General features: G+C 64.9%; 20 protein-coding genes and 1 pseudogene. 11 read left to right on the top strand and 10 right to left on the bottom strand.

Annotated elements, in window-relative coordinates; genetic code table 11:
* Nucleotides 1-157: 157 nt before the first annotated feature.
* The 9 genes and pseudogenes from AC5ZFO_RS13910 to AC5ZFO_RS13870 form a co-directional block, all read right to left on the bottom strand.
* Nucleotides 158-2,680 carry an autotransporter outer membrane beta-barrel domain-containing protein gene (locus AC5ZFO_RS13910; RefSeq protein WP_282523895.1) on the bottom strand — a complete coding sequence of 841 codons (2,523 nt, stop codon included), beginning with the start codon at nucleotides 2,678-2,680 and terminating at the stop codon, nucleotides 158-160.
* Nucleotides 2,681-3,754: 1,074 nt separating this feature from the next.
* Nucleotides 3,755-3,922, bottom strand: a complete 168-nt coding sequence (locus AC5ZFO_RS13905; RefSeq protein WP_282523894.1) for a hypothetical protein — start codon at nucleotides 3,920-3,922, stop codon at nucleotides 3,755-3,757.
* 122 nt (nucleotides 3,923-4,044) lie between these two features.
* Nucleotides 4,045-4,170, bottom strand: a pseudogene (locus tag AC5ZFO_RS13900) (SOS response-associated peptidase); the annotation flags it as partial.
* A gap of 789 nt (nucleotides 4,171-4,959) precedes the next feature.
* Nucleotides 4,960-6,192 carry a Zn-dependent hydrolase gene (locus AC5ZFO_RS13895; RefSeq protein ID WP_282524336.1) on the bottom strand — a complete coding sequence of 411 codons (1,233 nt, stop codon included), beginning with the start codon at nucleotides 6,190-6,192 and terminating at the stop codon, nucleotides 4,960-4,962.
* Entirely contained in the window at nucleotides 6,185-6,970 is a 786-nt protein-coding gene (locus AC5ZFO_RS13890; RefSeq protein WP_282524335.1) for an ABC transporter ATP-binding protein, read from the bottom strand. Before AC5ZFO_RS13890 ends, AC5ZFO_RS13895 begins: the two co-directional genes overlap by 8 nt.
* Entirely contained in the window at nucleotides 6,967-7,740 is a 774-nt protein-coding gene (locus AC5ZFO_RS13885; RefSeq protein WP_028156759.1) for an ABC transporter permease, read from the bottom strand. Before AC5ZFO_RS13885 ends, AC5ZFO_RS13890 begins: the two co-directional genes overlap by 4 nt.
* Nucleotides 7,741-7,812: 72 nt before the next feature.
* Nucleotides 7,813-8,757 (bottom strand): ABC transporter substrate-binding protein, encoded by a 945-nt coding sequence (locus tag AC5ZFO_RS13880; protein WP_282524334.1) that lies wholly within the window; start codon nucleotides 8,755-8,757, stop codon nucleotides 7,813-7,815.
* A 105-nt stretch (nucleotides 8,758-8,862) separates the two neighbouring features.
* Complete coding sequence (hutC, locus tag AC5ZFO_RS13875) at nucleotides 8,863-9,591, bottom strand: histidine utilization transcriptional repressor HutC (RefSeq protein ID WP_259256555.1); 729 nt, start codon at nucleotides 9,589-9,591, stop codon at nucleotides 8,863-8,865.
* Nucleotides 9,588-10,946 (bottom strand): formimidoylglutamate deiminase, encoded by a 1,359-nt coding sequence (locus tag AC5ZFO_RS13870; RefSeq protein ID WP_282524333.1) that lies wholly within the window; start codon nucleotides 10,944-10,946, stop codon nucleotides 9,588-9,590. The genes hutC and AC5ZFO_RS13870 overlap by 4 nt, the downstream gene beginning before the upstream one ends.
* 82 nt (nucleotides 10,947-11,028) lie before the next feature.
* On the opposite strand from AC5ZFO_RS13870, the gene hutI reads away from it, so the two are divergent.
* Genes hutI through hutU form a run of 3 tightly spaced genes read left to right on the top strand, consistent with a single transcriptional unit; the run spans nucleotide 11,029 to nucleotide 15,483 of the window.
* Nucleotides 11,029-12,243 (top strand): imidazolonepropionase, encoded by a 1,215-nt coding sequence (gene hutI / locus AC5ZFO_RS13865; protein WP_282524332.1) that lies wholly within the window; start codon nucleotides 11,029-11,031, stop codon nucleotides 12,241-12,243.
* Nucleotides 12,240-13,799, top strand: coding sequence for a histidine ammonia-lyase (gene hutH, locus AC5ZFO_RS13860; RefSeq protein ID WP_282524331.1), 1,560 nt, complete (start codon nucleotides 12,240-12,242; stop codon nucleotides 13,797-13,799). Before hutI ends, hutH begins: the two co-directional genes overlap by 4 nt.
* Nucleotides 13,800-13,812: 13 nt before the next feature.
* The gene (hutU, locus tag AC5ZFO_RS13855; protein WP_282524330.1) at nucleotides 13,813-15,483 is read left to right on the top strand and encodes a urocanate hydratase; all 1,671 of its coding nucleotides are present in this window, start codon (nucleotides 13,813-13,815) and stop codon (nucleotides 15,481-15,483) included.
* Here hutU and AC5ZFO_RS13850 read toward each other — a convergent pair whose 3' ends face one another.
* Complete coding sequence (locus AC5ZFO_RS13850; protein WP_028170512.1) at nucleotides 15,484-16,104, bottom strand: TetR/AcrR family transcriptional regulator; 621 nt, start codon at nucleotides 16,102-16,104, stop codon at nucleotides 15,484-15,486.
* Nucleotides 16,105-16,361: 257 nt separating this feature from the next.
* Here AC5ZFO_RS13850 and AC5ZFO_RS13845 point away from each other — a divergent pair, with 257 nt between their 5' ends.
* The 8 genes from AC5ZFO_RS13845 to AC5ZFO_RS13810 are packed head-to-tail and all read left to right on the top strand — an operon-like array spanning nucleotide 16,362 to nucleotide 24,725.
* A complete protein-coding gene (locus AC5ZFO_RS13845) occupies nucleotides 16,362-17,222 on the top strand; it encodes an FAD binding domain-containing protein (protein WP_282524329.1) in 861 nt (286 codons plus the stop codon).
* Nucleotides 17,219-17,743, top strand: a complete 525-nt coding sequence (locus AC5ZFO_RS13840; RefSeq protein WP_282524328.1) for a (2Fe-2S)-binding protein — start codon at nucleotides 17,219-17,221, stop codon at nucleotides 17,741-17,743. Before AC5ZFO_RS13845 ends, AC5ZFO_RS13840 begins: the two co-directional genes overlap by 4 nt.
* Nucleotides 17,740-20,115 (top strand): xanthine dehydrogenase family protein molybdopterin-binding subunit, encoded by a 2,376-nt coding sequence (locus AC5ZFO_RS13835; protein WP_282524327.1) that lies wholly within the window; start codon nucleotides 17,740-17,742, stop codon nucleotides 20,113-20,115. Before AC5ZFO_RS13840 ends, AC5ZFO_RS13835 begins: the two co-directional genes overlap by 4 nt.
* A gap of 22 nt (nucleotides 20,116-20,137) precedes the next feature.
* Complete coding sequence (locus AC5ZFO_RS13830; RefSeq protein WP_282524326.1) at nucleotides 20,138-21,379, top strand: ABC transporter substrate-binding protein; 1,242 nt, start codon at nucleotides 20,138-20,140, stop codon at nucleotides 21,377-21,379.
* A gap of 11 nt (nucleotides 21,380-21,390) precedes the next feature.
* Nucleotides 21,391-22,266: a branched-chain amino acid ABC transporter permease gene (locus AC5ZFO_RS13825; RefSeq protein WP_028152185.1), complete on the top strand. Its 876-nt coding sequence runs from the start codon at nucleotides 21,391-21,393 to the stop codon at nucleotides 22,264-22,266.
* Nucleotides 22,263-23,261, top strand: a complete 999-nt coding sequence (locus AC5ZFO_RS13820) for a branched-chain amino acid ABC transporter permease (protein WP_282524325.1) — start codon at nucleotides 22,263-22,265, stop codon at nucleotides 23,259-23,261. The genes AC5ZFO_RS13825 and AC5ZFO_RS13820 overlap by 4 nt, the downstream gene beginning before the upstream one ends.
* Nucleotides 23,258-24,013 carry an ABC transporter ATP-binding protein gene (locus AC5ZFO_RS13815; RefSeq protein WP_282524324.1) on the top strand — a complete coding sequence of 252 codons (756 nt, stop codon included), beginning with the start codon at nucleotides 23,258-23,260 and terminating at the stop codon, nucleotides 24,011-24,013. The genes AC5ZFO_RS13820 and AC5ZFO_RS13815 overlap by 4 nt, the downstream gene beginning before the upstream one ends.
* Entirely contained in the window at nucleotides 24,006-24,725 is a 720-nt protein-coding gene (locus AC5ZFO_RS13810) for an ABC transporter ATP-binding protein (protein ID WP_282524323.1), read from the top strand. The genes AC5ZFO_RS13815 and AC5ZFO_RS13810 overlap by 8 nt, the downstream gene beginning before the upstream one ends.
* The last annotated feature ends 75 nt before the right edge of the window (nucleotides 24,726-24,800 follow it).

The following is a 24,800-nucleotide window of genomic DNA, read 5'->3' as shown; positions in this document are numbered from 1 at the left end:
GCTTTTCAGATCTCTGAATGACGAAGCGAACCGCGGGTGAGATGGCCGGGCCCCAATAGGCCCTAGACCGCTTATCCGCTGAAGGCGGACGCGAACCACTTGTAGGCGGCAAGGGCCCATAAGCTGAAGTCCCTGCCCGAGAAGTGGCGGGCCGTTGTTACCAGCTGTAGCGGATCGTGCCGGTGCCAGCGTAGGTGGATGAGTGCGAGGCGAAGCCGCCGTCGAACTTGGCGAGCAGGCTGATGCCGTTGACGAACCGAAGCTCCGCACCCACCGACGTCAGCGCGGAATCTTTCGGGGGGATCGCCCCGTTGACGATGAAGCTCGCCCCCGGCAGCGCCTGGAACACCGGCATGAGGGTGGGATCACTCACCCAGTCATGCGCCCACGCGAGCCGGCCGCGCAACGTCAGCACGGCGTTGGAATAGAGCGCCAGCGACCGGTCGAAGCGCGCACCAAGCTCACTCCTGGTGTCGGTCGCATCGCGCGAACCGAACGCGAGGGCAAAGCCATTGGGAATGGTGCCGATTTCGCCGTAGCTCGGCGTGTGGAAGCTCTGCGCCTGGATCGCCGCATAGGGCGCAACTCCGACATACGGCGTCTCGAAGTGATAGCCGCCTTCCAGCCGCCCGCCGTAGCTCTGCGCGTTGAAGTCAGCCGTCAGATGGTCGCCGCCAAAGGCGAAGCGGTCGGTTGACATCCAGTGATTGGTGAAGGCGAAGTCCGTAGCGAGATAGGCCGCGCCCCAGCGGGTCGCGCCGTAAACGCCAGCCTGGAAGGCATCGCTTCTACCACCGCCAAGCCCGTGCGACAGGCTCCAATTGGTGCCGCCACCGGCGATTGCAAAGCCCACCACGGAATTGGGCGCAAGGCGGTAGTCGAACCCGCCCGCGAAACCCGCGGTGCGTGCCGAAAGATCATGGCTGCCGATCACGGGATCGCCGCTGGTCTTGTTGCCCCCGCCATAGCCGCCACCCCACACCGTCCAGCGCGGCTCATAGATCGGCGCCGGCGCCGGGGGTGTCTTGGTGTACATCGAGGCATAGGCAAGAGCTGGTCCCGACGGCCGAGGCTCGCAGTCGGGCCTGAAGCCGAGCGCTGGATAGTCCGTGCGGCCAACACCGCATCGGCCGTCGACGAGCGGATCGAGCATCAGGTTGAGAAACTGGCTGCCGAGTTGGAATGCGGCTGTCTGTGCACCGGTCGCAACTTCTCCGGAGATCTGATCGAGGGCATTGGTGAGATTGCTGCCGGCGAGGCCAAAGAGCGGCACAAAGGCCGGCGGCAGCGTACCGCCGTTGTTGAAGAAGTTGTCGATGGCACGGCCGACGTTGAGCTGGTTCTCGGTGAAGACCGGTGGGGGCGGCGGCAGCGCCGGTCCACCCGGTATGGGTGGTATAGGTATTGGCGGGTTAGGATCGGGAACGAGCTGGGCCTTGAGATTAAGTATTGCGTCGTTGCCGACGTAGGCCAGTCGCGCCCCGAAGCCGGCCGGCAAGCCGAAGGTGGCGAGCGCGTCGAACGTGCCGGTGAGCCCGCCGGCGGCCGTCAAAATGGTGTATTGGCGCGAGACATAACTCCCAGGTGCAAAAACGGCCCCCACTGTCCCCGCGAGCGAAGCGGTGCCGGTCACATTGGTGGTCGACGCCGTCGAGGGGTTTACCTGCACGATGTAGAACGCGCCGGATTGAAACGCGAGGCTGCCGGCGACGTTTATGCTGCTCGGCGTCCCCACCGGACCGGGAACGAGGAAGCCGCCCGCGTTAATGCTCGCCGGGCCTACGGTGCCGCTACCGTGGAGCGCAGCGCCTGAGTTCACAGTGGTCAGGCTCGATGATGCGATCGAACCATCCACTAACAGCGAACCGGCGTTCACCGTCGTTGTGCCGGTGTAAGTATTGGTGCCGGACAGCGTCAACGTGCCACTGCCCGTCTTGACTAGCGATCCGCCGGCGCCGACGATCACACCGCTGACCCCGGTCGATAGATCGTTGCTGCCAACTGTCAGTGTTTTACCGGGAAGTATGTAATTGCCGGCGCCCGCGATCGATCCGGCTGTGATCTGATTGTCGCCATTTGGCCCCGCCGTGAACTCAAAAGTCAGGTTCGCCCCAGCATTCGTGATCAATTGCGCATTGCCGCCGGTGCTGTTGCCCGCAAACGTCGTTATACCATTCGTGGTGATGGTGGCGTTGGCAGCCGTGCTGCTGTTCGTGAAAAGTAACTGAAAGTTGTTCGCGATCGTAGCGGTGCCCGCCGAGCTGGTGCCAGCAAAAGTCACGTTGCCGCCGTTGGTGATTGTGGTGGCGGCAGTGCCCACCGAAGTGCCCGCTGTGCTGTTGCTAGCGAACACCAAATTGCTGAGGGGCGAAACGGTAATTTGCACGCCGTTCGGCGTAAAGTTGGAGATGCCCGCGCCGGTAAATGTCAGGCTGCTCAAGGGAGCAAGAAGGAACGAATAGGGCCCCGCGAAGGCATTATTGAAGGTAAATCCGCCGAGGCTGTTTGCGGCACCCGAGTTGAACGTCAGGCTGGTGATATTGGACTGCCCGAAGAACGCGGTGCCAATACCGGTCGGCACTGTGGCGGGGTTCCAGTTGCCGGCGGTGTTGAAATCTCCGGAGCCGGGATTGCGCAGCCAAGTCGCATCTTGCGCGTGTGCGGATGTCGCCGCGAGCAAGGCCGCTACTGCCGCCGTTGCCACCAGATGCGCGCGAACCTCACCCCCTGCGCAAGCGGACCGAATATCTTGCCGCGTTTGTCGCGCTGACCTCCGGCGCTTTTGTATCGACGTTGGCTCGCTTGATGCTGTCACTCATCGTTCCCCCTTCGAGGAGCCGCGACTTCAGCAATGACCTGACGAACGGTGAGAGCGTGGATTGCCTTAAGTGTGGCGAACGACAAGCGCAATTACAGTTTGTGGCTTGCTGTTGCGAACGTGTGACGAAGTGGACAGAGTTGCTGACCAATTCTGAGTAGTTCGCTTGCCCTAAGGCACGTCGACACGGCGGTTTTGGTCCATTCGAGATCGAGTTAGCCTGTGGTAAGTCTGGTCGTGGTCCGCTATGCCGCCGAAAGCGGAAGTGGGCTATCCTGCGCGACGTAGCAGGAATGACGCTGACGACCGAGACAGTCGCGTCCATCGCCAAGCCTTCCCCTCGACCCGGCCCCAGAAAGCCCGCGACGGTCAGCGCGTCGGCATTGGCGCAACACCTCGATTGCAGTCGGACCTACATAGGGAAGCTCGAGGCCGAAAGCGTGATCCAGCGGCAGGGTGACGGCTTCCCGCTCGACCAGAGGCCGCGTTGCCTACCTTCGATGCTTGCCGCGAGTGGCGGCAATCGCCGCTGGTGCTGATCACGTCAGGGGCAAGACCGAGATGCTGCAACTGCGGCTGATGGAGAAGCAGGCGCGAACTGGTGCGGCGGGCAGATGTTGATGCGCTCATCGAGGGAATTGCCGGTGTCACCCTGACCGCACTGTCGAGCCTACCTGGCGCGGTGTCCGCCGCGCGGCGGATCTTGCGATCCGTCGCAGCATCGGGCGGGTCATGTTCGAGATCGCTTGCATCTGTCAGGAGATGGCCGACAAGTGCGGCGAGCCGCCACTCGATGAACAGTACGGATAGATGCTGGCGCGACGTGGGCGACCGGCGGCAATGACAGCGTGTTTTCGAGAACGCCGCAATCTCCTCATGCTGTTGCCGAAAGGCAACTGATTTATTGTTTCTTCGTTGAACTGTTCCATTTTGCGTTTACGCCGCAACAAACAGTTTTAGATTTGCGGTCTCCGGGCTGGGGCGTGTTTTACGACAGCGAATTTTCGAACCCGGAGGCTTTTCGAAATGATTTTGGAATTCCTCGCAATTTTTTCTCTCGTTCAGTTCGCCAACATGATTTCGCGACTGATCGGTCAGCGGCATGACGTACTCTCCTACGTTTCAAGATCAGGTCCTCACCGGTAAGTGTGGCTAAAGCGGCATTGCTGGCACCGTTTTGATGGCATCTATCCTGCACGGTGCGCGACGTAGCGATCTTGCGACCCGACCGGCGCAGGATAGTCGGGAAACACGCCGGGCATCGGTGCGAGGTTGCCGACGTATCGGTTGACGACGCGAAACAATGCGGCGATAGCGGCTTGATTAGTGGTGATGCTGTAGAGGTTGCACATGCGAGATGGTGTTGATGCGGTGGGGCATGCCGCCGCCGCTCCGCACAGGCGGGCCGCCAGTCACGCCGCCGGCCCCGGCCGTCGGGCAAAACACCGGGTCATTCCGAGCTGCGCCGGTGTCAAGCCGCGCCTGCAAGAATATTCCACTTTACCGAAATTCGGAAATGGCGTATGTGTCGTCCATCCCGGCTCATCCTTGAGGGGCGATCTTGTGTCGTCACTGTCGCGAGCCGGGCTTGCGGTGGACGCGGCAGCGTCGGGCGCGAGAGGTCAAGGGCAGGGCGGATTGCTCTCCGTGAGCCCCGAGGCCTCGTGCCGGATGAGCGGCGCTGTCAGGTTCGTCTCGTCTGTAAGTTTCCGGCTCCGTCGACAGGGCCGGAAAAACTGCGGCGAAATAGCGGGCCGTGCGTACGGCAAAACCGTGTGGTCCTGACCGTCGTTGCTACGGTCAAGCTCTTGCGAATGCGGCAGTCGCGTCAACCGGCGCGGCGTCGGCGACTTTCGCTGGGGTGAGGGAGGCCAGAAGGAACTCGGCTCCCGGGAGAGCGCGGCATAAGCCGTCCAACCACTGCGCAGGGAAGGCCGTGTGTTGGGCTCACCTGTATGCCGTTGTGCGGTTTTCTCTGCGTGTGCTTTTCGCGCAGCGGACCGCGGGTGCCAGCCGGCACCCGGCCTTCCCTGCGCCCTCTTGGATATGAGGGCGAAAGACGAAGCAAAGCTCGGGCGAAATGCGCTGCGAGGACGCGAAGGTGTGTCTGCGGGAGTTCAGGTTCGGCGGGGGACGTCGTTCTAACCACCCAGAATGCGGCGGCAGGCGTCGACGTACACCTGCGCGCCGGTGACGATGTCGGCGTCGGCGGTGTTCTCGGTCCAGTGGTGGCTGATGCCGCCGATCGACGGCACGAACAGCATGCCCGCGGGCATAACGGTCGCAAGCAACTGCGCGTCATGGCCGGCGCCGCTCGGCATGCGGACGGACCGTCCGCCAGCAAGGGCCTCGCTCGCGGCCTCGATTGCGTCCTGAATGCCGGGGTTCATCATCGCGGGAGCACCGGTGCGCAGCTTCTCCACGGTGACGGCGCAAGGGCCCTTCGCGCTGGCCTCGTCCGCCATGCTCCGCAGCAATTGCTCCAGCCGCGAGATCACAGCCGGATCGTCGTCGCGGATCTGGAACAGCAATTCGGCTTTGCCCGGGATGATGCTCGGCGCGCCGGGATCGAGCGTGATGCGGCCGGTGGTCCAGACCGTGCGCGGCCCGCAGGCGCCTGGGAACCGCTCGTCGATCGCGACGCAGAATTTGGCCAGCGCGAGGCCGGCATCCTTCCGCGCTGCCATGCGGGTGGTGCCGGCATGGTTCTGCTCGCCGACGAAATTGATCTGGTACTGCCAGATGCCGACGATGGAGGTCACCACGCCGATCGCCAGCTTGCCGCTTTCGAGCGTGTCGCCCTGCTCGATATGCGCCTCCAGATATCCGACGTGGCGTCCAGGCTCGGTCGAGACGCGCGCACGGCCCGAGAGCCGCATGTCGGCGAGCGCGTCGCGCATGGTGCGGCCGCTGGTGCGGTCGCGGGCGGCATCGATGTCGGCCTCGGTCACCTGTCCGACATAGGAGCGCGAGCCGAGGAAGTGCCCAAAGTGTCCTTCCTCGTCGCACCAGGCGGCAACTTCGACCGCGCCCTTCACGGACGGATCGGCATTGAGCACGCGCGCCGCTTCGAGCGCATAGACGACGCCGAGCGGGCCATCGAGCCAGCCGGCGTAGTTCTGGCTTTCCAGATGCGATCCCGCCAGCAGCTTCGGTCCGGGCTTTGCGCTGGTGCCGAACACATTGCCGATGCCGTCGATCGCGGCGGTAAGGCCGGCGTCGGGCAGCTTCTGCACCAGCCAGTCCAGTGACTGCTTGTGCGGCTCGGAGAAGGTCGGCTTGTGCACGCCGGTCTTGTAGGCGCCGATGGCACGCAGCGCATTGAGATCGGCGAGAACGCGTTGCCCATCGGCACGCGGCTTGGTGTCAGGCATGTTCGGCAACCTTCAGCGCCTCGGTGCGGATCTCCTCGACCAGCCGTTCCTTCAACTGGACGAATTCGGGCGTGGTCTTGATCTTGTAGGAGCGCGGATGCGGCAGGTCCACATTGATCTCGGCCTTGATGCGGCCGGGGCGCGCGCTCATCACGATGACGCGGCTGCCGAGGAAGATGGCTTCCTCGATGTCGTGGGTGACGAACAGCACGGTCTTCTGGTCGCGCTCCCAGATGCCCAGCAGCATCTCCTGCATCAAGGCGCGGGTCTGGTTGTCGAGCGCGCCGAAGGGCTCGTCGAGCAGCAGGATCTTCGGATCATTGGCGAGCGCGCGGGCGATCGCGGTGCGCTGCTGCATGCCGCCGGAGAGCTGTTTCGGCCAGTGGTTCTCGAAGCCGGACAGCCCGACCTGGCGGATGAAGGCATCGGCGATCTTGTTGCGCTCCGCCTCGGGCACGCCGCGCTCGCGCAGGCCGAAGGCGATGTTTTCCCGCACGGTCAGCCACGGAAACAGCGTGTAGGACTGGAACACCATGCCGCGATCGGCGCCGGGGCCGGTCACCTCGCGCCCGTCAAGCGTGACGCGCCCGCTGGTCGGGCGGTCGAGGCCGGCGACGATGCGGAGCAGCGTGGACTTGCCGCAGCCGGAGGGGCCGAGGATGGTGACGAAATCGTTGTTGCCGATGGTGAGGTCGGTCGGCTCCAGCGCCCTGGTCGGCGCGTTGCCGTGGCGCGCGGGGAAGGTTCGCGAGACCTGTTCGATCTTCAGCGTGGTCATGCGAGCCTCCACGGAAACAGCCAGGCGTTGAACGCCTTGAACATGAAGTCCGAGAGGAGACCGATCAGTCCGATCACGATGATGCCGAAGATGATCTGGCCGGTGTTGAGCAGCGCCTGGCTGTCGGTGATCATGTGGCCGATGCCCGAGGACGAGCCGATCAGCTCGGCGACGATGACATAGGTCCAGGCCCAGCCCAGCACCAACCGCAGAATCTCCGCGATCTCGGGTGCGGAGGAGGGCAGCAGCACGCGGCGGATGATGCCGCGGTCGCTGGCCCCGAGCGTATAGGCCGCCTCGACCAGATCGCGCCGCGTGGTGCCCACGGTTACGGCGATCATCAGGATGATCTGGAACACCGAGCCGATGAAGATGACGAGCAGCTTCTGCAATTCGCCGATGCCGGCCCACAGGATCAACAGCGGGATGAAGGCCGAGGCGGGCAAATAGCGAGCAAAGGAGACGAACGGTTCGAGGAATGCTTCGACCGGCTTGTAGGCACCCATCAGCACGCCGAGCGGAACCGCGATGATCGCAGCGAGCGCGAAGCCGCCGACGACGCGCCAGATCGTCATGCCGATGTCGAACAGGAAGCCCTGCTTGGCAAGCAGGTCATAGCCTTCCTGCATCATGGTCAGCGGGTTGGCGAGAAAGGTCTTCGACACATGGCCGCCGAGCGTTGCCCATGACCAGAGGGCGACGAACAGCACGAAGAACGCGAGGCCGTAAGCCACGCGCTGCTTCGATGTCACGGGATCCAGGGGACGCATCAACGATCTATCCCGGCGGTGAACGAGTTTGCCGGCCCCGCCGAGAGACGGGGCCGGCAGTTCCTGAATGGTTTACTTGATGTAGCTCGCGTCGAAGAGGTCCTCGACCTTCGGCGCGGCCTTGATGATGCCGATCTCGAGCAGGAGGTCGGCGGCGTCCTTGTTGAAGGTCAGGAAATCGCCGGCAAAGAACTTCTGGTTCGCGGCCTTGTCCTGCCAGCGCAGATATTTTGCCGAGTTGCCGAACGCCTCGCCGGTCTGCTTCACATCGGCCCCCATGATCTCGTAGGCCTTGGCCTGATCCTTGGCGATCATGTCGAGCGCCTCGAAATAGCTGTCGGCGAGCGCCTTGGCAGCCTTCGGGTTCTCGGTGAGGAACTTCGGCGTGCAGCCAAAGGTGTCCATGACCATCGGATAGTCGAGCGTGGTCGCGATGATCTTGCCCTTGTCGGGCGCGGCGCGAACCGTCGACAGATACGGCTCGTAGGTCATCGCGGCATCGTTCTGGCCGGAGACGAAGGCCTGGGCGGCTGCGGCGGGCTCGAGGTTCACGACGGTGACGTCCTTCACCGAGAGCCCGTTCTTCTTGAGCATCCAGGCCAGCGCGAAATAGGGCGAGGTGCCGGGCGCGGAGGCCGCAACGGTCTTGCCCTTGAGGTCCTTGATCGATGCGAGATCGTTGCGCACGGCCATGCCGTCGGCACCATAGCTCTTGTCGAGCTGGAAAATCTGCTTGGTCGCAACGCCATTGGCGTTCCAGGAGATCCAGGTCTCGACGGTCGTGGCAGCGCACTGGACGTCGCCGGAGGCGATCGCGAGGTGGCGATCCTTCTGCGGGATCTTCTTGATCGTCACGTCAAGACCGTTCTTCTTGAAGATGCCGGTCTCCTTCGCCAGCGTCAGTGGCGCGAATCCGGTCCAGCCGGAGATGCCGACGCCGACCTTGACGTCGTCGGCGAGCACGGGAGTGCAGGCCGTAAGCGCAATGATTGTCGCAAATACCTTTGAACTACGCATGATTGTCGTCCTCTTGCCGATCGATGGTTTGACGTCCTGTTGATCATTGCCGGCCCATATGGACCGTTGCCCGAAGCGTTGCACGATTTGTGCCGACATATCCTCTCAGCCTCCCTTGAATCGGGCGACAAGGCGGTGAGAGTCACCGGGATAGAGCAGGCGCACCGCGGTGATGGTGCGCGCGCTGCGCCAGGTATAGCGGTCGATCACGAGGCAAGGCGCGCCGACGGCGATGTCGAGCGCTTCCGCCGTGCGATCGTCCGCAACGATGGCGCTGATCGTATGCTCGGCTTCCGTCCATGGGACATGATGAAGCAGCCACGAGCCGGGCGGCTCGCGCGAGAAATCCGCGGTCGCCGCATCCGGCACGGACGACAGATCGATCAGTCGGTCCTCGACGGCAAACGGCACCTTGTCGGCGCTGTGCCGGCAGGTGATCGCAACCACCTTGCCGGCCTTCTTGACGCCAAGACGCTCGCGGTCGGCGGCGGTCGCCGCGCGCAGCTTGCGCCCGATCAGCTCGTAGCCGTAGCCGCGGCCAAGCGCGGTGATCTCGGCGCGAATGTCTGCGATCTTCAGCACCGCCGACAGATGCTGCGGCCGGCGTACGAAGGAGCCGGCGCGCCGGCGCCGTTCGATCAGGTCGGCCTGCGCGAGCTCCGACAGCGCCTTGTTCACCGTCATGCGCGAGCAGCCGTAACGTGCGACCAATTCGTGCTCGAACGGGATGCGATGCCCGGGTGGCCATTCGCCGGTCAGGATGCGCTTCTCGATATCGGCGCGGATGCGCTTGTAGAGCGTCGGCTGGTCGGCTGCATTGGTGGCCAGGCTCATGCGACGAGCCTCCGCACCGCTGCGTTGAAGCGCTCGCGCGCGGTCTGTCGCAGTCTGTGTCGTCCGCCTTCGACGACCTTGTGGCCGCCGGCCCAGACGCAATCGATCGCGCCGGTCCCTCCGGCAAAAATCCAACCGTCGATGGCGGCGTCGCGCAAACGTCCCGCGAGCGACGGATGTGCGGTGTCGAGCGTGACGATGTCGGCGCGTGCGCCGGGCCTGAGGCCAGCCGCGGCCTGTGCCAGCGCGCGCGCACCGCCGGCGAGCGCATGATCGAACAGCGTACGTCCCGTCGAGCGGCCTGCGCCGCCGGAGAGCACGTTGCGCTCGCGATGCTTGAGACGCTGGCCATATTCGAGCTGACGCAGCTCGTCGGCTGCGCCGACCAGCACGTTGGAGTCGGTGCCCACACCGAACGCGCCGCCGGCATCGACGAATTCGCGCGCCGGAAAGATGCCGTCGCCGAGACTGGCCTCGGTGATGGGGCAGAGACCGGCCACCACACCGGTCTTCGCGAACGCCGTGACTTCCGCATCCGTCGTATGGGTCGCGTGGATGAGGCACCAGCGTTGATCGAGCGGCGCGTGCTCCAGCAGCCATTGCACCGGCCGTCGTCCCGACCAGGCCAGGCAATCCTCGACCTCTTTCACCTGCTCGGCGGCATGAATGTGCACCGGTCCACCATCCGCGAGCGGAATGATCGCCGCGAGCTCATCCGGCGTCACCGCGCGCAGGCTGTGCGGCGCGATGCCGATATTGGCGCCCGGCAATCTGCTGATCGCCTTGCGTGATGCAGCCATCAGCGCGGCGAACTGATCGACCGAACAGATGAAGCGGCGTTGTCCGGCATGCGGTGCTGCGCCGCCGAAGGAGCCATGCGCATAAAAACTCGGCAGCAGCGTCAGCGCAATGCCGGATGCTTCGGCAGCCTGTGCAATGCGCACAGCCATTTCCGCGAGGTCGGCATAAGGAGAGCCGTCGCGATCGTGGTGGAGGTAGTGGAATTCGCCGACGCGGGTAAAGCCCTGTTCGAGCATCTCGACATACAGCAGCGTCGCAACGGCGGCGACATCGTCCGGGGTCATCGCCAGCGCGAAGCGATACATCGTGTCGCGCCAGGTCCAGAACGTATCGGTGCTATCGCCGCGCAGCTCGGCCAGCCCCGCCATGCCGCGCTGGAATGCGTGGCTGTGCAGGCTCGCCAAGCCCGGAAGCGCAATTCCGTGACGCTCGTCGCCGCCGGCCGGCGCCACGCCCGGCGTCACCTCGGCGATCGCGCCAGCGGTGATCACCATCTGCACGTCATTGGCCCAGCCCGAAGGCAGGAGCGCGGAAGCGAAATGCAGTCGGGTCATGATTACACGCCGGCTGGACAGAACCGCCCCACGATTATATGTCTAGACATATAAGTCAAGCATCCCACGAAGGGACCATTGCATGGCAGAGCGCTTCGACCGGATCTGGCACAATGCCCGGCTCGCCACGATGCGGGCCGACCGTCCAGATCTCGGCGAGATCGAGCATGGTGTGATCGCTGCACGCGACGGCCATATCGTCTATGCGGGCGCAGCGGCGGGTTTCCCTGTTGATGCCGACGCGATCAAGCGGATCGATTGCGAGGGGCGTTGGATCACGCCCGGCCTCGTCGATTGCCACACCCATCTCGTCTATGGCGGCAACCGCGCGCACGAATTCGAGCTGCGTCTGAAAGGCGCAAGCTACGAGGAGATCGCGCGCGCCGGCGGCGGCATTGTCTCGACAGTGGCCGCGACGCGCAAAGCGAGCGAGGCCGAGCTCGTTGCCAGCGCGCTGCCGCGGCTCGATGCGCTGATCGGCGAGGGCGTCACCACCATCGAGATCAAGTCCGGTTACGGCCTCGATGTCGAGACCGAGATGCGGCAGCTCTCAGCGGCGCGCATCCTCGGCCGTCAGCGGCCGGTTGCGATCCGCACCTCGTTTCTCGGGGCGCATGCGCTGCCTGTGGAGGCCGGCGGTGACAAGGATCGCTACATCGATCTCGTGTGTCATGAAATGCTGCCGGCTGTCGCAAAGGCCGGCCTTGCCGATGCCGTCGATGCCTTCATGGAAGGCATCGCGTTCTCGGCCGAGCAGACCGCGCGGGTGTTCGAGACGGCGAGGGGGCTTGGGCTGCCGGTCAAGCTCCATGCCGACCAGCTGTCGAACCTCGGCGGCGCTGCGCTCGCCGCAAAATTCTCCGCGCTCTCCGCCGATCACCTCGAGCACACCGACGAGGCCGGCGCCGCCGCGATGGCGAAGGCCGGAACAGTCGCTGTGCTGCTGCCCGGCGCCTTCTATTTCATCCGCGAGACGCAGAAGCCGCCGATCGAGGCGTTCCGAAAGCACGGCGTCCACACGGCGCTCGCGACCGACTGCAATCCCGGCAGCTCGCCGCTGACATCGCTCCTGCTCACGATGAACATGGGCGCGACGCTGTTCCGGATGACGGTGGCCGAATGCCTCGCTGGTGTCACCCGTGAAGGCGCGCGGGCGCTCGGCGTGCTCAATGAAACCGGCACGCTGGAAGCTGGAAAGTGGTGCGATCTCGCGATCTGGGACATCGAGCGGCCCGCCGAGCTCGTCTACCGCATCGGCTTCAATCCGCTGCATCGCCGGGTGTGGAGGGGACAGTGACGGAGCAGGGCGCAGCCATCGTCGTCAAGCCGGGAACGGTCGGCCTCGACGATCTCGCGCGCGTGCTCGTGGGCGCTCCTGTCGTACTCGATCCGTCATTCTGGCCGCGCGTCGAGGCGGCCGCGGAGATCGTCGCAAAGGCAGCACACGCCGCCGCGCCGGTCTACGGCATCAATACCGGTTTTGGAAAACTGGCCTCGAAGCGCATCCCGCCCGACCAGACCGCGCTGCTCCAGCGCAATCTCATCGTCTCGCATTGCTGCGGCGTCGGCCCGGCCACGCCGGAGCCGATCGTCCGGCTGATGATGGCGCTGAAGATCGTTTCGCTTGGGCGTGGTGCCTCCGGCGTCCGCCGCGAGGTGATCGAGCAATTGCAGGCCATGCTGGCGCAGGACGTCTATCCGCTGGTGCCGCAGCAAGGCTCGGTCGGTGCCTCCGGCGATCTTGCGCCGCTCGCGCACATGACGGCGGTGATGATCGGCGAGGGGCAGGCGATCGTCGATGGCAAGACTGTCTCCGGCCGAGAGGCACTCGCCGTCGCCGGACTTGCGCCGCTGACGCTGGGCCCCAAGGAGGGGCTCGCGCTGATCAACGGCACTCAATTCTCGACCGCCTATGCCGTCTCCGGCGTGCTGCGCGCGTTTTGCCTGGCTCGCGCCGCGCTCGTCACCGGCGCGCTGTCGGTCGATGCTGCGATGGCTTCGACAGCGCCGTTCCGCCCGGAAATTCAGGCGCTGCGCGGTCATGCAGGACAGATCGCTGCCGCCGCGACGTTGACCGCGTTGCTCGACGGCAGCGATATCAGGTTGTCGCATCTCGAAGGTGACGAGCGCGTGCAGGATCCCTATTGCCTGCGTTGCCAGCCGCAGGTCGCGGGCGCTGCGCTCGACCTGATCACGCAGGCCGCACGCACCCTGATCGTCGAAGCCAATGCCGTCACCGACAATCCGCTCGTCCTGGTCGAGACCGGCGAGATCATCTCCGGCGGCAATTTCCACGCCGAGCCGGTCGCCTTTGCCGCCGATACGATCGCGCTGGCGCTGTCGGAGATCGGCGCGATCAGCGAGCGGCGCATCGCGACGTTGGTCGATCCCGCGCTCAATTTCGGCTTGCCGCCGTTCCTCACGCCCGATCCCGGCATCAATTCCGGCTTCATGATCGCCGAGGTCACGGCGGCCGCGCTCTATGCCGAGAACAAGCAACGCGCGGCGGCCTGCTCGATCGACTCGACCCCGACCAGCGCCAACCAGGAAGACCATGTCTCGATGGCCGCGCACGCCGCGCGTCGCCTCTCGGACATGGCCGACAATCTCGCCGCCATCCTCGGCATCGAGTTGCTGGTCGCCGCACAAGGCATCACGCTGCGTGCGCCGCATGCGACCAGCGCGCCGCTCGCAGCCGTTATCGCCGCGCTTCGCGAGCATGTGCCCGCACTCGCCGCCGACCGCTACATGGCCGGCGATCTCGCCAAGGCGGCTGCGCTGATCGAAGCCGATGCGCTACCGGCCGTGGCGATCGCAGCGCTTCCAACCGATCCGTTCCCGAGACTTGACTAAAGAGGTGCTCCGCATGAACCGCCGACTGGACAATGACCGCACCATCCGCGCCCCCCGCGGCAGCGACATCAGCGCCAAGAGCTGGCTGACGGAAGCGCCCCTGCGCATGCTGATGAACAATCTCGACCCTGATGTCGCGGAGCGCCCGAGCGAGCTCGTCGTCTATGGCGGCATCGGCCGCGCCGCGCGCGACTGGGAGAGCTTTGACCGCATCACGGCGGCCTTGCGCAAGCTCGAAAATGACGAGACGCTGCTGGTCCAGTCCGGCAAGCCGGTCGGCGTCTTCCGTACCCATGCCGATGCTCCGCGTGTGCTGATCGCGAACTCCAACATCGTGCCGCATTGGGCCACGCTCGATCATTTCAACGAGCTCGACCGCAAGGGCCTGATGATGTACGGCCAGATGACGGCGGGCTCCTGGATCTATATCGGCAGCCAGGGCATCGTGCAGGGCACCTACGAGACCTTCGTCGAGGTCGGCCGGCGCCACTATGGCGGCAGCCTCGCGGGAAGATGGATTCTCACCGCCGGTCTCGGCGGCATGGGCGGCGCGCAACCGTTGGCGGCGACCATGGCCGGCGCCTCGATGCTCGCGGTCGAATGCCAGCCGAGCCGCATCGAGATGCGGCTGCGCACCGGCTATCTCGACCGGCAGGCCGCGACGCTCGACGAGGCGCTCGCGATCATGGAAGAGGCAGCAAAGACCAAGAAGGCGGTATCGGTGGGTCTGCTCGGCAATGCCGCGGAGATTTTCCCCGAGCTGGTGCGCCGCGGCGTCAAGCCCGACATCGTCACCGACCAGACCAGCGCACATGATCCGATCAACGGGTACTTGCCAAAGGGCTGGACGCTCGCCGATTGGGAAGCCAAGCGCGCGTCCGATCCGAAAGCTGTCGAGCGCGCCTCAAAAACGTCGATGGTCGAGCACGTCCAGGCCATGCTGGATTTCCATGCGCAAGGCATTCCGACGCTCGACTACGGCAACAACATCCGCCAGATGGCGCTGGACATGGGCCTGAAGAACGCCTTCGATTTCCCGGGCTTCGTTCCCGCCTATATCCGCCCTCTGTTCTGCCGCGGCGTCGGGCCGTTTCGCTGGGCTGCGCTGTCGGGCGACCCCGAGGACATCTTCAAGACCGACGCCAAGGTCAAGGAGCTGATGCCTGACGATAAGCATCTGCACAACTGGCTCGACATGGCCAAGGAACGCATCAAGTTCCAGGGCCTGCCGGCGCGAATCTGCTGGGTCGGCCTTGGCGACCGAGATCGCCTGGGCCTTGCCTTCAACGAGATGGTGGCGCGTGGCGAATTGAAGGCGCCGATCGTGATCGGCCGCGATCATCTCGACAGCGGCTCGGTGGCAAGCCCCAACCGTGAGACCGAGGCGATGAAGGACGGATCGGATGCGGTGTCCGACTGGCCGCTGCTCAACGCGCTGCTCAATTGCGCCAGCGGCGCGACCTGGGTCTCGCTGCATCACGGCGGCGGCGTCGGCATCGGCTACTCGCAGCATGCGGGCATGGTGATCGTCGCCGACGGCACGCCGGAAGCCGCGAAGCGCATTGAGCGTGTGCTGTGGAATGATCCCGCCAGCGGCGTCATGCGCCACGCCGATGCGGGCTATGAGACTGCGATCGATTGTGCCCGTGACAAGGGCCTCGATCTGCCTAGCCTTGCGAAGTAACTAGCCGCTCACCAGCAGCTTCGGCATCGTCATCTTCGCGCCGTCCATGAAGGTCTGGACGGCGTCGCGGACGATCGCGTCGAGATCGGGCGGGATCGGCGTCTCGTAGATGAACTTGCGGATGGCGAGATAGAAAATGCGGCCGTGCAGGCCCCAGAACAGCTCGGTCTCGCGTTCGCTGAGCGGATGGGATTTCGCGTCGGGCAGCTTCAGGTCGTGGCGCAGCTCGGCCGCCGCGGGCTCGATGATCTCGCGTCGGACAATGTCGAGATAACGGCCGGTGATGCCGAACGACTTCATGCCGGAGAAGACGAAGATCCGAACCCAATTGTACTCGAACACGCGTTCGACATAGTCGAGATAGAAGCGCGTCAGCCGCGCCTCGAGCGGCAAGGTTCGGTCGCGGATCATCGGCCCCCAATCGGGCGACCAGCGGCTGAGATAGACCTCCTGGTAGACCCGCTCGATCAGCGCTTCCTTGCTGGGGAAGTGGCGATAGATCGCCGAATGCGTAATGCCCATGCGTTTGGCCAGCTCGCGGGTCTGGCCTTCGAAGCCATGCTCGGCAAAGAAACGGATCGCCTCGTCCACGATCGCGCGCTCGCGGTCGGCCGCGCGCATGTTGCGGCGCTTTGGCGCGGCCTTGCTGCCTGCTTCGGTCCGCCTCCGAACCGGTCGCTTCGCTGACTTCTGCGCTTTTCGGGCCATTTCGTCGCTGTTTAGCAATCTCCGGCTGCCTTCTTAGCCCAAAGGTGCATTTGTAACCAAATGGTCATTTCCTGTTGACCGCCTCCCGGCGGCATGTCAGGATTTTGAGACCAGATGGTTACAAATCTGGCATCCCGGCTGATGAGCCGACGGATCTCGAGGAAACGGCGGTGAAGGCGAGGGCTTTCAGCTATTTTCGTGCTGCGACGATCGACCAGGCGCTGGATGCTCATGCCCGCGCCGGCGATGACGCGCGCTTCATTGCCGGGGGCCAGAGCCTCGTGCCGGCGTTATCGCTGCGGCTACAAGCGCCGCGGTTGCTGATCGACATCACCCATATTGAGGAGCTGCGCGGCGTCCGGCGCGAGGGCGGTTATTTGCGTATCGGCGCGCTGACGCGTCACTGCGAGATGCTGAGCGAGCCGCTGATCGCCGAGTTCGCGCCGCTGCTGCATGCGGCCGCCCCCTTCGTCGCCCATCCCGCGATCCGCAACCGCGGCACCTTTGGCGGCAGCGTCGCGCTCGCCGATCCTGCCTCCGAATTCCCGGCGATGACCCTGGCGCTCGATGCCGAGATCGAGATCGCCGGCCCTTCCGGCAGCCGGCGTGTGAAAGCCGACGACTTCTTCGTCGAGCTGTTCGAAACCGCGTTGCAGCCCGGTGAGCTGATCACCGCGATCTACGTTCCGCTGTTCAAGGCCGATCAGCGCTTTGCATTCGACGAGCTGGCGCGCCGGCGCGGGGACTATGCTCTGGTCGGATGCGGCATGCTTGCGACCTGCACCGGCGAGCGCATCGACGACATCCGCATCTCCTTCTTCTCCGTCGGCAATACGCCGACGCGCGTGAAGGGGGCTGAGGCGACCCTCATTGGCTCGCGCTTGGATGCGGAACGTATCGCCGCCGCACAAGCGGCGCTCGAAGGCGATCTCGCGCCGCCTGACAGCGACGATGTGCCGCCGGCGATGCGGCTGCATCTCGCCCGCGTGCTGCTCGGCCGCCTGCTCGGACGTCTGGGTGAGGGCGCATGAGCGGTTTTGACGAAACCCTTTTGGACGACGCGGACGAGACCGTGCGGGTCCGCTTCGTCGTCAATGGCCGCAAGGTCGCCTGCGAGGTGGCGCCGCGCGAGACGCTGGTCGATTGCCTGCGCAACGCGCTGGAGCTGACCGGCACGCATGCGGGCTGCGAGATGGGGGCCTGCGGCGCCTGCCTGGTGCAGCTCGACGGCCGCGCCGTGCATTCCTGCTTGATGTTCGCGGTGCAGGCCGATGGCGCCAAGATCAATACCATCGAAGGTCTTACCGAGAGCGGCGTGATCGCCGATCTCCAGGCCGAATTCCACCACCGCAACGCGCTGCAATGCGGCTTCTGCACGCCGGGCATGTTGGTCAATGCCCACGAGTTGCTCTCGCAGATCGCGCGGCCCAGCCGCGACGAAATCCGCGACGCGCTGTCTGGTAATTACTGCCGCTGCACCGGCTATGAGGCGATCGTCGACGCCATCGATGCGGTGGCCAAAGCGCGCAAAGAAAGCGGAGGCGGGACATGAGCGCGCCGCTGACCTCGCTCGATCGCCCGAATTCCTATATCGGCCGCTCCGTGCCGCGCCCGAACGCCAAGCGGCTGCTCGTCGGCCGCGGTCGCTATGTCAGCGACCTCCGACTGCCGCGCATGCTCGATGCTGCGTTCCTGCGCAGTCCGCATGCGCACGCGAAGATCGTCGCCATCAATACCGAGCAAGCGCGCGCGCTCGAAGGGGTGCATCTCGTTGCCACCGGCGAGGACCTCGCAAAGATCTGTACGCCCTGGACCGGCACGCTCGACCACTTCAAGGGCATGACGTCGGCTCCGCAATTGCCATTGCCGCTCGACCGCGTGGTCTGGGCCGGGCAGGCTGTGGTGGCCGTCGTTGCCGAGAGCCGGGCCATCGCGGAAGACGCGCTGGAGCTGATCGAGATCGATTACGAGGACCTCCCTGTCGTCGTCGATATCGACCGTGCACGAGAGGCTGGTGGCCCGCTGATCAATCCCGGCAGTGTCAATAACACCTGTTTCCGGGCCCAGCTCGACAATGGCGCCGTTGACGACGCCTTTGCGCATGCCGCGCACGTGGTGGAAGAAGAGTTCTCCTTCGGCCGCCACACCGCGGTGACGCTGGAGCCGCGCGCCATCGTCTCCGACTACGATCCCGCCGCCGATGCGTTGACCGTGCATCACGCGACGCAGACGCCCTACCAGTTCCAGGATCTCTATTCGCGCCACTACGGTATCCCCGAGGCCCGCGTTCGCGTCATCGCGACCGACATCGGCGGCTCCTTCGGGATGAAGCTGCATGTCTATCACGAGGATATGGCGGTGGTCGGCCTGTCGATCCTGCTCGGCCGTCCCGTGAAGTACGTTGCCGACCGCATCGAGTCCTTTGTCTCCGACATCCATGCGCGCGACCATCGCGTTCGCGCCCGCATGGCGCTGGATGCCAAGGGCGAGATCCTGGCGATGGACGTGCTGGACCTGACCGCGATCGGGGCGTTCTCGACCTATCCGCGCACCAGCGTGGTCGAGGGCAACCAGGTGATCCGCTTGATGGGGGCGCCCTACCGTTTCAAGAACTACCGCGCCACGCTGGAGGTGATCTTCCAGAACAAGGTGCAGACCAGCCAGTATCGCGCCGTCGGCCATCCCATCGCCTGCGCCGTCACCGAGCGGCTGGTGGACATGGCGGCGGCCAAGGTTGGCCTCGATCCCTTCGCCATCCGCGCGCAGAACGTCATCGCGGACGATGCCTATCCGCAGACCTCGCCGACCGGCTATCGCTTCGAGGCGCTGTCGCATCAGGCCTGCCTGAAGCGCCTGCACGAGATGATGGGTTATGAGGCGTTGCGCGCCGAGCAGGCCGACTTGCGCGAGCGCGGCATCTATCGCGGCATCGGCATTGCGGCCTTCGTTGAGATCACCAATCCCAGCCCGGCCTTCTACGGCGTCGGCGGCGCGCGCATTTCGTCGCAGGACGGCGCGATCCTCAGCCTGACGCCATCGGGCGAGATCCGCTGCCTGATCTCGGTCACCGAGCAGGGGCAGGGCACCGAGGCGATCATCAGCCAGATCGTGGCCGATCAGCTCGGCCTTGCGCAGGAGCACGTCAAGGTCATCACCGGAGATACCGAGGTGACGCCACATGGTGGAGCGACCTGGGCCTGCCGTGGCGCGGGCATCGGCGGCGAGACCGCGCTGCAGGCAACGCGCGTGCTCAAGCGCAATATTCTGGAGATTGCCGCTCTCATTCTTCAGGAGCAGCCGTCGGCACTCGACATCATCGATGGCGAGGTCGTCGACGCCGTGACCCGGAACCAGCGGATGCCGATCTCCGAGATCGCGCGGATCGCCTATTTCCGCTCCGACACCTTGCCGCCCGGCACACAGGCGCAGCTCACCGTCAGTCATCATTTCGCGCCGCAGGGCTATCCGTTCGCCTTCACCAACGGCATCCAGGGCTGTTCGCTGGAGGTCGATGTCGAGACCGGCTTCATCAAAGTGCTGAAGCACTTCATCGTCGAGGATTGCGGCCGCGTCATCAATCCGATGCTGGTGGACGAGCAGCTTCGCGGCGGCATCGTCCAGGGGTTGGGTGCGGCGCTGTTCGAGGAGTGCCGCTACAGCGAGACTGGCCAGCTCATGAACGGCTCGCTCGCCGACTACCTCGTTCCAATGCCGATGGAGATGCCCGACATCGTCATCGGCCATGTCGAGACGCCGACCGCCGACACCGTGCTCGGCGCCAAGGGGGTTGGCGAGGCCGGCACGGCGGCGGCCTCCGCCTGCGTGCTCAACGCCGTCAACGACGCGCTCACGCCGTTCGGTGCGACGATCAATTCGATCCCGATCACGCCCACAAAAGTCCTGAAAGCCCTGAAACGTTTCTAAAAAAAGACAGTTGGAGGAAATCATGCCAAAATCCGGTTCGACCTCGACAATATCCCGCCGCGCCGCGCTCGCCGGCATCTCCGCCGGCGCCGCTCTGCTCGCCATGCCGCGGCTCGGCCGCGCCGCGGACGAGACGATTCGCATTGGCTTCCCGACGCCGCTGACCGGCCCGTTCGCTGCTGAGGCGCGCGATCAGGTCAAATGCGCCGAGCTTGCCGTCAAGCTCGTCAACGACAAGGGCGGCATCGGCGGCCGCAAGGTCGAGCTCTTGGTGCGTGACGACAAGCTCAATGCCGGCGAAGCCGCGACTCGCACGCTGGAGCTGATCGAGAAGGACAAGGTCCACGCCGTGGTCGGCGCGCTCTCCAGCGCGGTGCAGCTCGCCGTCAACGAGGTCACCCGCGCGCGCGGCGTGATCTACGTCTCGATCAGCCAGTCCGACACCATCAACGAGGCCAAGGATTTCAGCAAATACACCTTCCATGAGGCGCTGAACCCGCACATGACGACGGCTGCCGTGGCGCGGCAGACCTTGAAGAAGGGGATGAAGGTCGCTCATCTCGTCGCGGACTATGCCTACGGCCACGAGATGCTGCGCGGCTTCAAGCGCGCGCAGGCAGCGATCGGCGCGGACAATGTCGGCGAGATCCTGCATCCGTTCGGAGCGGCCGACTATTCCACCTTCATGCCGCGCCTGATGTCGATGCGGCCGGACGTGCTCTGCATCTCCAATTTCGGCCGCGACCAGGCCAACGCGATCAAGCAGGCGGTGGATTTCGGCGTCAAGCAGCAGATGAAGATCGTCGTACCCGTCATCCTGCACAACCAGCGGCTCGCGGTCGGTCCTGATGTGTTCGAGGGCGTGGTCGGCGGGGCCAACTATTATTGGGGGCTGGAGCCGCAGAGCAAGTCGGCAGCAGCCTTCAACGCGGCGTTCAAGGCCGCCAATGGCGGTGCGATCCCGACCGACTACGGCGCCTACGGCTATTCCGGCGTCGGTTCGCTGCTGGCGGCCATGCAGGCCGCCGGCGGCACCGACACCGACAAAGTCATCGATGCTCTCGAGAAGCTGCAATATGATCTGACCAAGGGCCCGCAGCACTACCGCAAATGCGACCACCAGTCGGTGCAGTCGGTGCTGGTGCTGGAGTCCAAGAAGAAATCCGCCATGGCGAACGACAACGACCTGTTTGCGATTCTCGCCAACGATTCGGGCTCCGACGATATGCTGCGCAGCTGCAGCGAGCTCGGCCACGCGATCTGAAGCCTGTCACGATGGACCTGTCGCTGATCATCATGCAGCTTCTTTCCGGGATCGCCCTTGGGGCGGTCCTGGTGATCACTGCGCTTGGACTGACGATCGTGTTCGGCATGCTCGGGGTGGTCAATTTCGCCCACGGCGCGCTGTTCATGATCGGAGCCTATGCGGGGCTGTATCTGGCGTCGCTCACCGGCAGCTTCTGGTGGGGGTTGCTGCTCGCTCCCATCTTGATCGGCGCGTTCGGCATGCTGATCGAGCTCGTCCTGATCCGCAGGCTCTATGGACGCTCGATCGACGATCCGCTGCTGCTCACCTTCGGCCTCAGCTACATCCTGGTCGAGGGCGTGCGTATCGTGTTCGGCAGCGATGGCATTCCGTTTCCGACCCCGCCGCAGCTCGTCGGCGTGCTCGATCTCGGCATCGGCTTCTTCCCGCGCTACCGCCTGTTCGTCATCGCGCTGGTGGCGGTGGTGCTGCTGGTGCTCTGGCTGACGCTGGAGAAGACCCGCATCGGCCTCATTGTGCGCGCGGGCGCCCGCGATCCCACCATCATGCAGGTGCTCGGCGTCGATATCGGCCGGGTCTGGCTCGCGATTTTTGGCCTTGGCGTCGGACTTGCCGCGCTGGGCGGTGTGCTCGCGGGTCCCATGCGCAGCGTCAATCCGGAGATGGGCTCGCTGGTACTGGCGGAGGCCTTCGTCGTGACCGTGATCGGCGGGCTCGGTTCGATCGTCGGCGCGGTGGTCGCCGGCCTCATGGTCGGCATCTCCATCAGCCTGGTGGCGCTGTTCGCACCTGAAATGGCGACCATCGTCATGTTCGCGCTGATGGCGATTGTGCTGCTGATCCGCCCGCAAGGCCTGTTCGGCGTGAGAGGGAGGACCGCGTGACGTCACCATCGAGCGGCGAAGCGGTCGCCAAGCCCTCGTCCAGCGGGCTCGGCTGGATTCTCGAGCAGCGCGTCCTGCTCTCCATCGCGGTGCTGGCCGTGCTGCCATGGCTGCTGCCGTCCCAGGCACTGGCCGTCAACGTCCTGATCTACGGCGTCGTGGTGATGGGCTACAACCTGCTGTTCGGCTACACCGGGCTGCTGTCGTTCGGGCAGGCGGCGTTCTTCGGCGCGGGCGCCTACTTCACCGGCATTGCGATCGGCCGCTACGGCGTGCCCTGGTTCGCCGCGGTGCCGATCGCCGTCCTCCTGAGCACCGGCCTTGCCGCCGCAATCGGCATCGTCTCGACGCGCACCCGCGGCATCTATTTTTCCATGGTGACGCTGGCGCTGGCGCAGCTCGTCTACTACGTCGCGCTGCAGGCCTCGTCCTTCACGGGCGGCGAAAACGGCCTGCGCGGCTTCACCGTCGACCGCATCAACCTGTTCGGCTTCCCCGTCAATTTCCTCGACCCCGTCAACAAATATTATGTGCTGATGGCCTTCGCGGCGCTCGCGATGTGGTTCCAGTCGCGGATCCTGAACTCGCCGTTCGGCGCCGTCATCGAGGCCATCCGCGAAAACGAGCAGCGGGCACGAGCGTGCGGCTATGACGTCGAGCGCAGCAAGCTGATCGTGTTCATGCTGTCGGGTGCGATCTCCTCGCTCGGCGGCTGCATGCTGGCGCTGCACCTGTCGATCGTGCCGCTGGACCTTTTGCACTACCAGACCTCGGGCATGATCGTGATGATGGTGCTGCTCGGCGGCGCCCGCAGCTTCTTCGGGCCCTTCGTCGGCGCGGCGAGCTTTCTGATCCTGGAGGATGTCATCTCGCTCTGGACGCCGCATTGGCAGATCTTCGTCGGCGCGATCTTCGTGCTGTTCGTGCTGTTCCTGCCCAAGGGGATCTGGGGAACGCTGCTCGACACGCTCGGCATCGGAAAGGCGCGGCCATGAGCGGCGAACTGCTTCGCATCGAGGGGGTCGGCAAGCGTTTTGGCGGCTTTGTCGCGCTCGAAGACATTACCGTGTCCTTTGCGGCGGGACAGCTCACCTCGATCATCGGACCGAACGGCGCCGGCAAGAGCACCTTCTTCAACATCCTCTCCGGCGCGCTGACCCCGACATCGGGTACGCTGCACTTCAGGGGACGCGAGCTGAACGGCCTGCCGCAGCACCGCTTCGTGCATCAGGGCATCTCGCGCTCCTACCAGATCACGAACATCTTTCCGGACTTGTCCGTGCACGAGAATGTGCGCGTGGCGGCGCAGGCGCTGACCGTGAGCTACGACATCTGGCGCAACCGCGCCCGGCTGACGGAGCTGAACGCGCGCGCCGACGCGGCGCTTGAGGCGGTCGGACTGCTCGGCAAGCGCGGTGAATTGGCAAAATTCCTCTCGCACGGCCAGCAGCGCGCGCTGGAGATCGCGATCGCGCTGGTCTCCGAGCCCGAGCTGCTGCTGCTCGACGAGCCCACCGCCGGCATGGGTCCGGAAGAGACCAAGGACATGGTCGCGCTGCTCGAGCGGCTCGCGGAGAAGCGCACCGTGCTGCTGGTGGAGCACAAGATGAAGATGGTGCTGGGCCTGTCCAAGCGCGTCGTGGTGCTGCACCACGGCCGCTTGCTCGCCGACGGCGCGCCCGATGAGATCAGGAGCAATCCGGAAGTCCGTCGGGTCTACCTCGGACAGAGTGAAGGCTATGGCTGAGACCCCGCTGCTCGAAATCAATGATCTCCACGCCTGGTATGGCGCAAGCCATATCCTGCACGGCATTTCCCTGCACGTGAAGGAGGGCGAGGTGGTCGCTCTCGTCGGCCGCAACGGCGCCGGCAAAACCACGACCTTGCGCTCGATGATGGGTCTGATGCCGAAGGCCACCGGCCGCGTGCGCTTTGCGGGCAGGGAGCTACTGCCGCTCCGCGCTCATCAGCGATTCCACCTCGGTTTGGCCTATGTGCCGGAGGAGCGCCGCATCGTTCCCGGGCTCTCCGTGCGCGAGAACTTGCGGCTCGGCCTGGTCGCGGCCGGAAGCGAGATCGAGGAGCGCGCCGCGATCGACGAGATCGCCGAAACCTTTCCGCGCCTGAAGGAACGCCTCGATCAGGAGGGCGTCACGCTTTCGGGCGGCGAGCAACAGATGCTCGCGATCGCCCGCGCGCTGATCGCAAAGCCCAAGATGATCCTGCTCGACGAGCCCTCGGAAGGCATCATGCCCGTCCTGGTCGAGGAGATGGGCGTGCTGTTCCGCCGCCTGCGCGACGAGGGCAAGACACTGCTGCTGGTCGAGCAGAACGTCGAATGGGCCCTGCGGCTGGCCGACCGCGCCGTGATCATCGACCAGGGTGAGGTGGTGCACGAGAGCAGCGCGGCGGCGCTGCTGGCGGACAAGGACATCCAGGAGCGCTATTGCGCGGTGTGACGACTCCGGAGGGCGTTTCGACGCATGTGATGCGGACGATTGACAGGCAGCAATTTAATTTGTCAGCGCTACGCG

This window comes from Bradyrhizobium sp. Unk1 (assembly GCF_059512345.1).
The sequence above is the reverse complement of the archived record's forward strand: the minus strand, read 5'-3'. Positions and strand labels throughout refer to the sequence as shown.

Bases quoted from the DNA above. Each gene is read 5' to 3' on its own strand.
- AC5ZFO_RS13830 (WP_282524326.1), top strand. From the start codon at position 20,138: ATGCCAAAATCCGGTTCGACCTCGACAATATCCCGCCGCGCCGCGCTC.
- AC5ZFO_RS13890 (WP_282524335.1), bottom strand. From the start codon at position 6,970: ATGACCACGCTGAAGATCGAACAGGTCTCGCGAACCTTCCCCGCGCGC.
- hutC (WP_259256555.1), bottom strand. From the start codon at position 9,591: ATGAGCCTGGCCACCAATGCAGCCGACCAGCCGACGCTCTACAAGCGC.
- AC5ZFO_RS13810 (WP_282524323.1), top strand. From the start codon at position 24,006: ATGGCTGAGACCCCGCTGCTCGAAATCAATGATCTCCACGCCTGGTAT.
- AC5ZFO_RS13880 (WP_282524334.1), bottom strand. From the start codon at position 8,757: ATGCGTAGTTCAAAGGTATTTGCGACAATCATTGCGCTTACGGCCTGC.
- AC5ZFO_RS13895 (WP_282524336.1), bottom strand. From the start codon at position 6,192: ATGCCTGACACCAAGCCGCGTGCCGATGGGCAACGCGTTCTCGCCGAT.
- AC5ZFO_RS13815 (WP_282524324.1), top strand. From the start codon at position 23,258: ATGAGCGGCGAACTGCTTCGCATCGAGGGGGTCGGCAAGCGTTTTGGC.
- AC5ZFO_RS13870 (WP_282524333.1), bottom strand. From the start codon at position 10,946: ATGACCCGACTGCATTTCGCTTCCGCGCTCCTGCCTTCGGGCTGGGCC.
- AC5ZFO_RS13885 (WP_028156759.1), bottom strand. From the start codon at position 7,740: ATGCGTCCCCTGGATCCCGTGACATCGAAGCAGCGCGTGGCTTACGGC.
- hutU (WP_282524330.1), top strand. From the start codon at position 13,813: ATGAACCGCCGACTGGACAATGACCGCACCATCCGCGCCCCCCGCGGC.
- AC5ZFO_RS13840 (WP_282524328.1), top strand. From the start codon at position 17,219: ATGAGCGGTTTTGACGAAACCCTTTTGGACGACGCGGACGAGACCGTG.
- AC5ZFO_RS13825 (WP_028152185.1), top strand. From the start codon at position 21,391: ATGGACCTGTCGCTGATCATCATGCAGCTTCTTTCCGGGATCGCCCTT.
- hutI (WP_282524332.1), top strand. From the start codon at position 11,029: ATGGCAGAGCGCTTCGACCGGATCTGGCACAATGCCCGGCTCGCCACG.
- AC5ZFO_RS13835 (WP_282524327.1), top strand. From the start codon at position 17,740: ATGAGCGCGCCGCTGACCTCGCTCGATCGCCCGAATTCCTATATCGGC.
- AC5ZFO_RS13850 (WP_028170512.1), bottom strand. From the start codon at position 16,104: ATGCGCGCGGCCGACCGCGAGCGCGCGATCGTGGACGAGGCGATCCGT.
- AC5ZFO_RS13905 (WP_282523894.1), bottom strand. From the start codon at position 3,922: ATGCCGCTGACCGATCAGTCGCGAAATCATGTTGGCGAACTGAACGAG.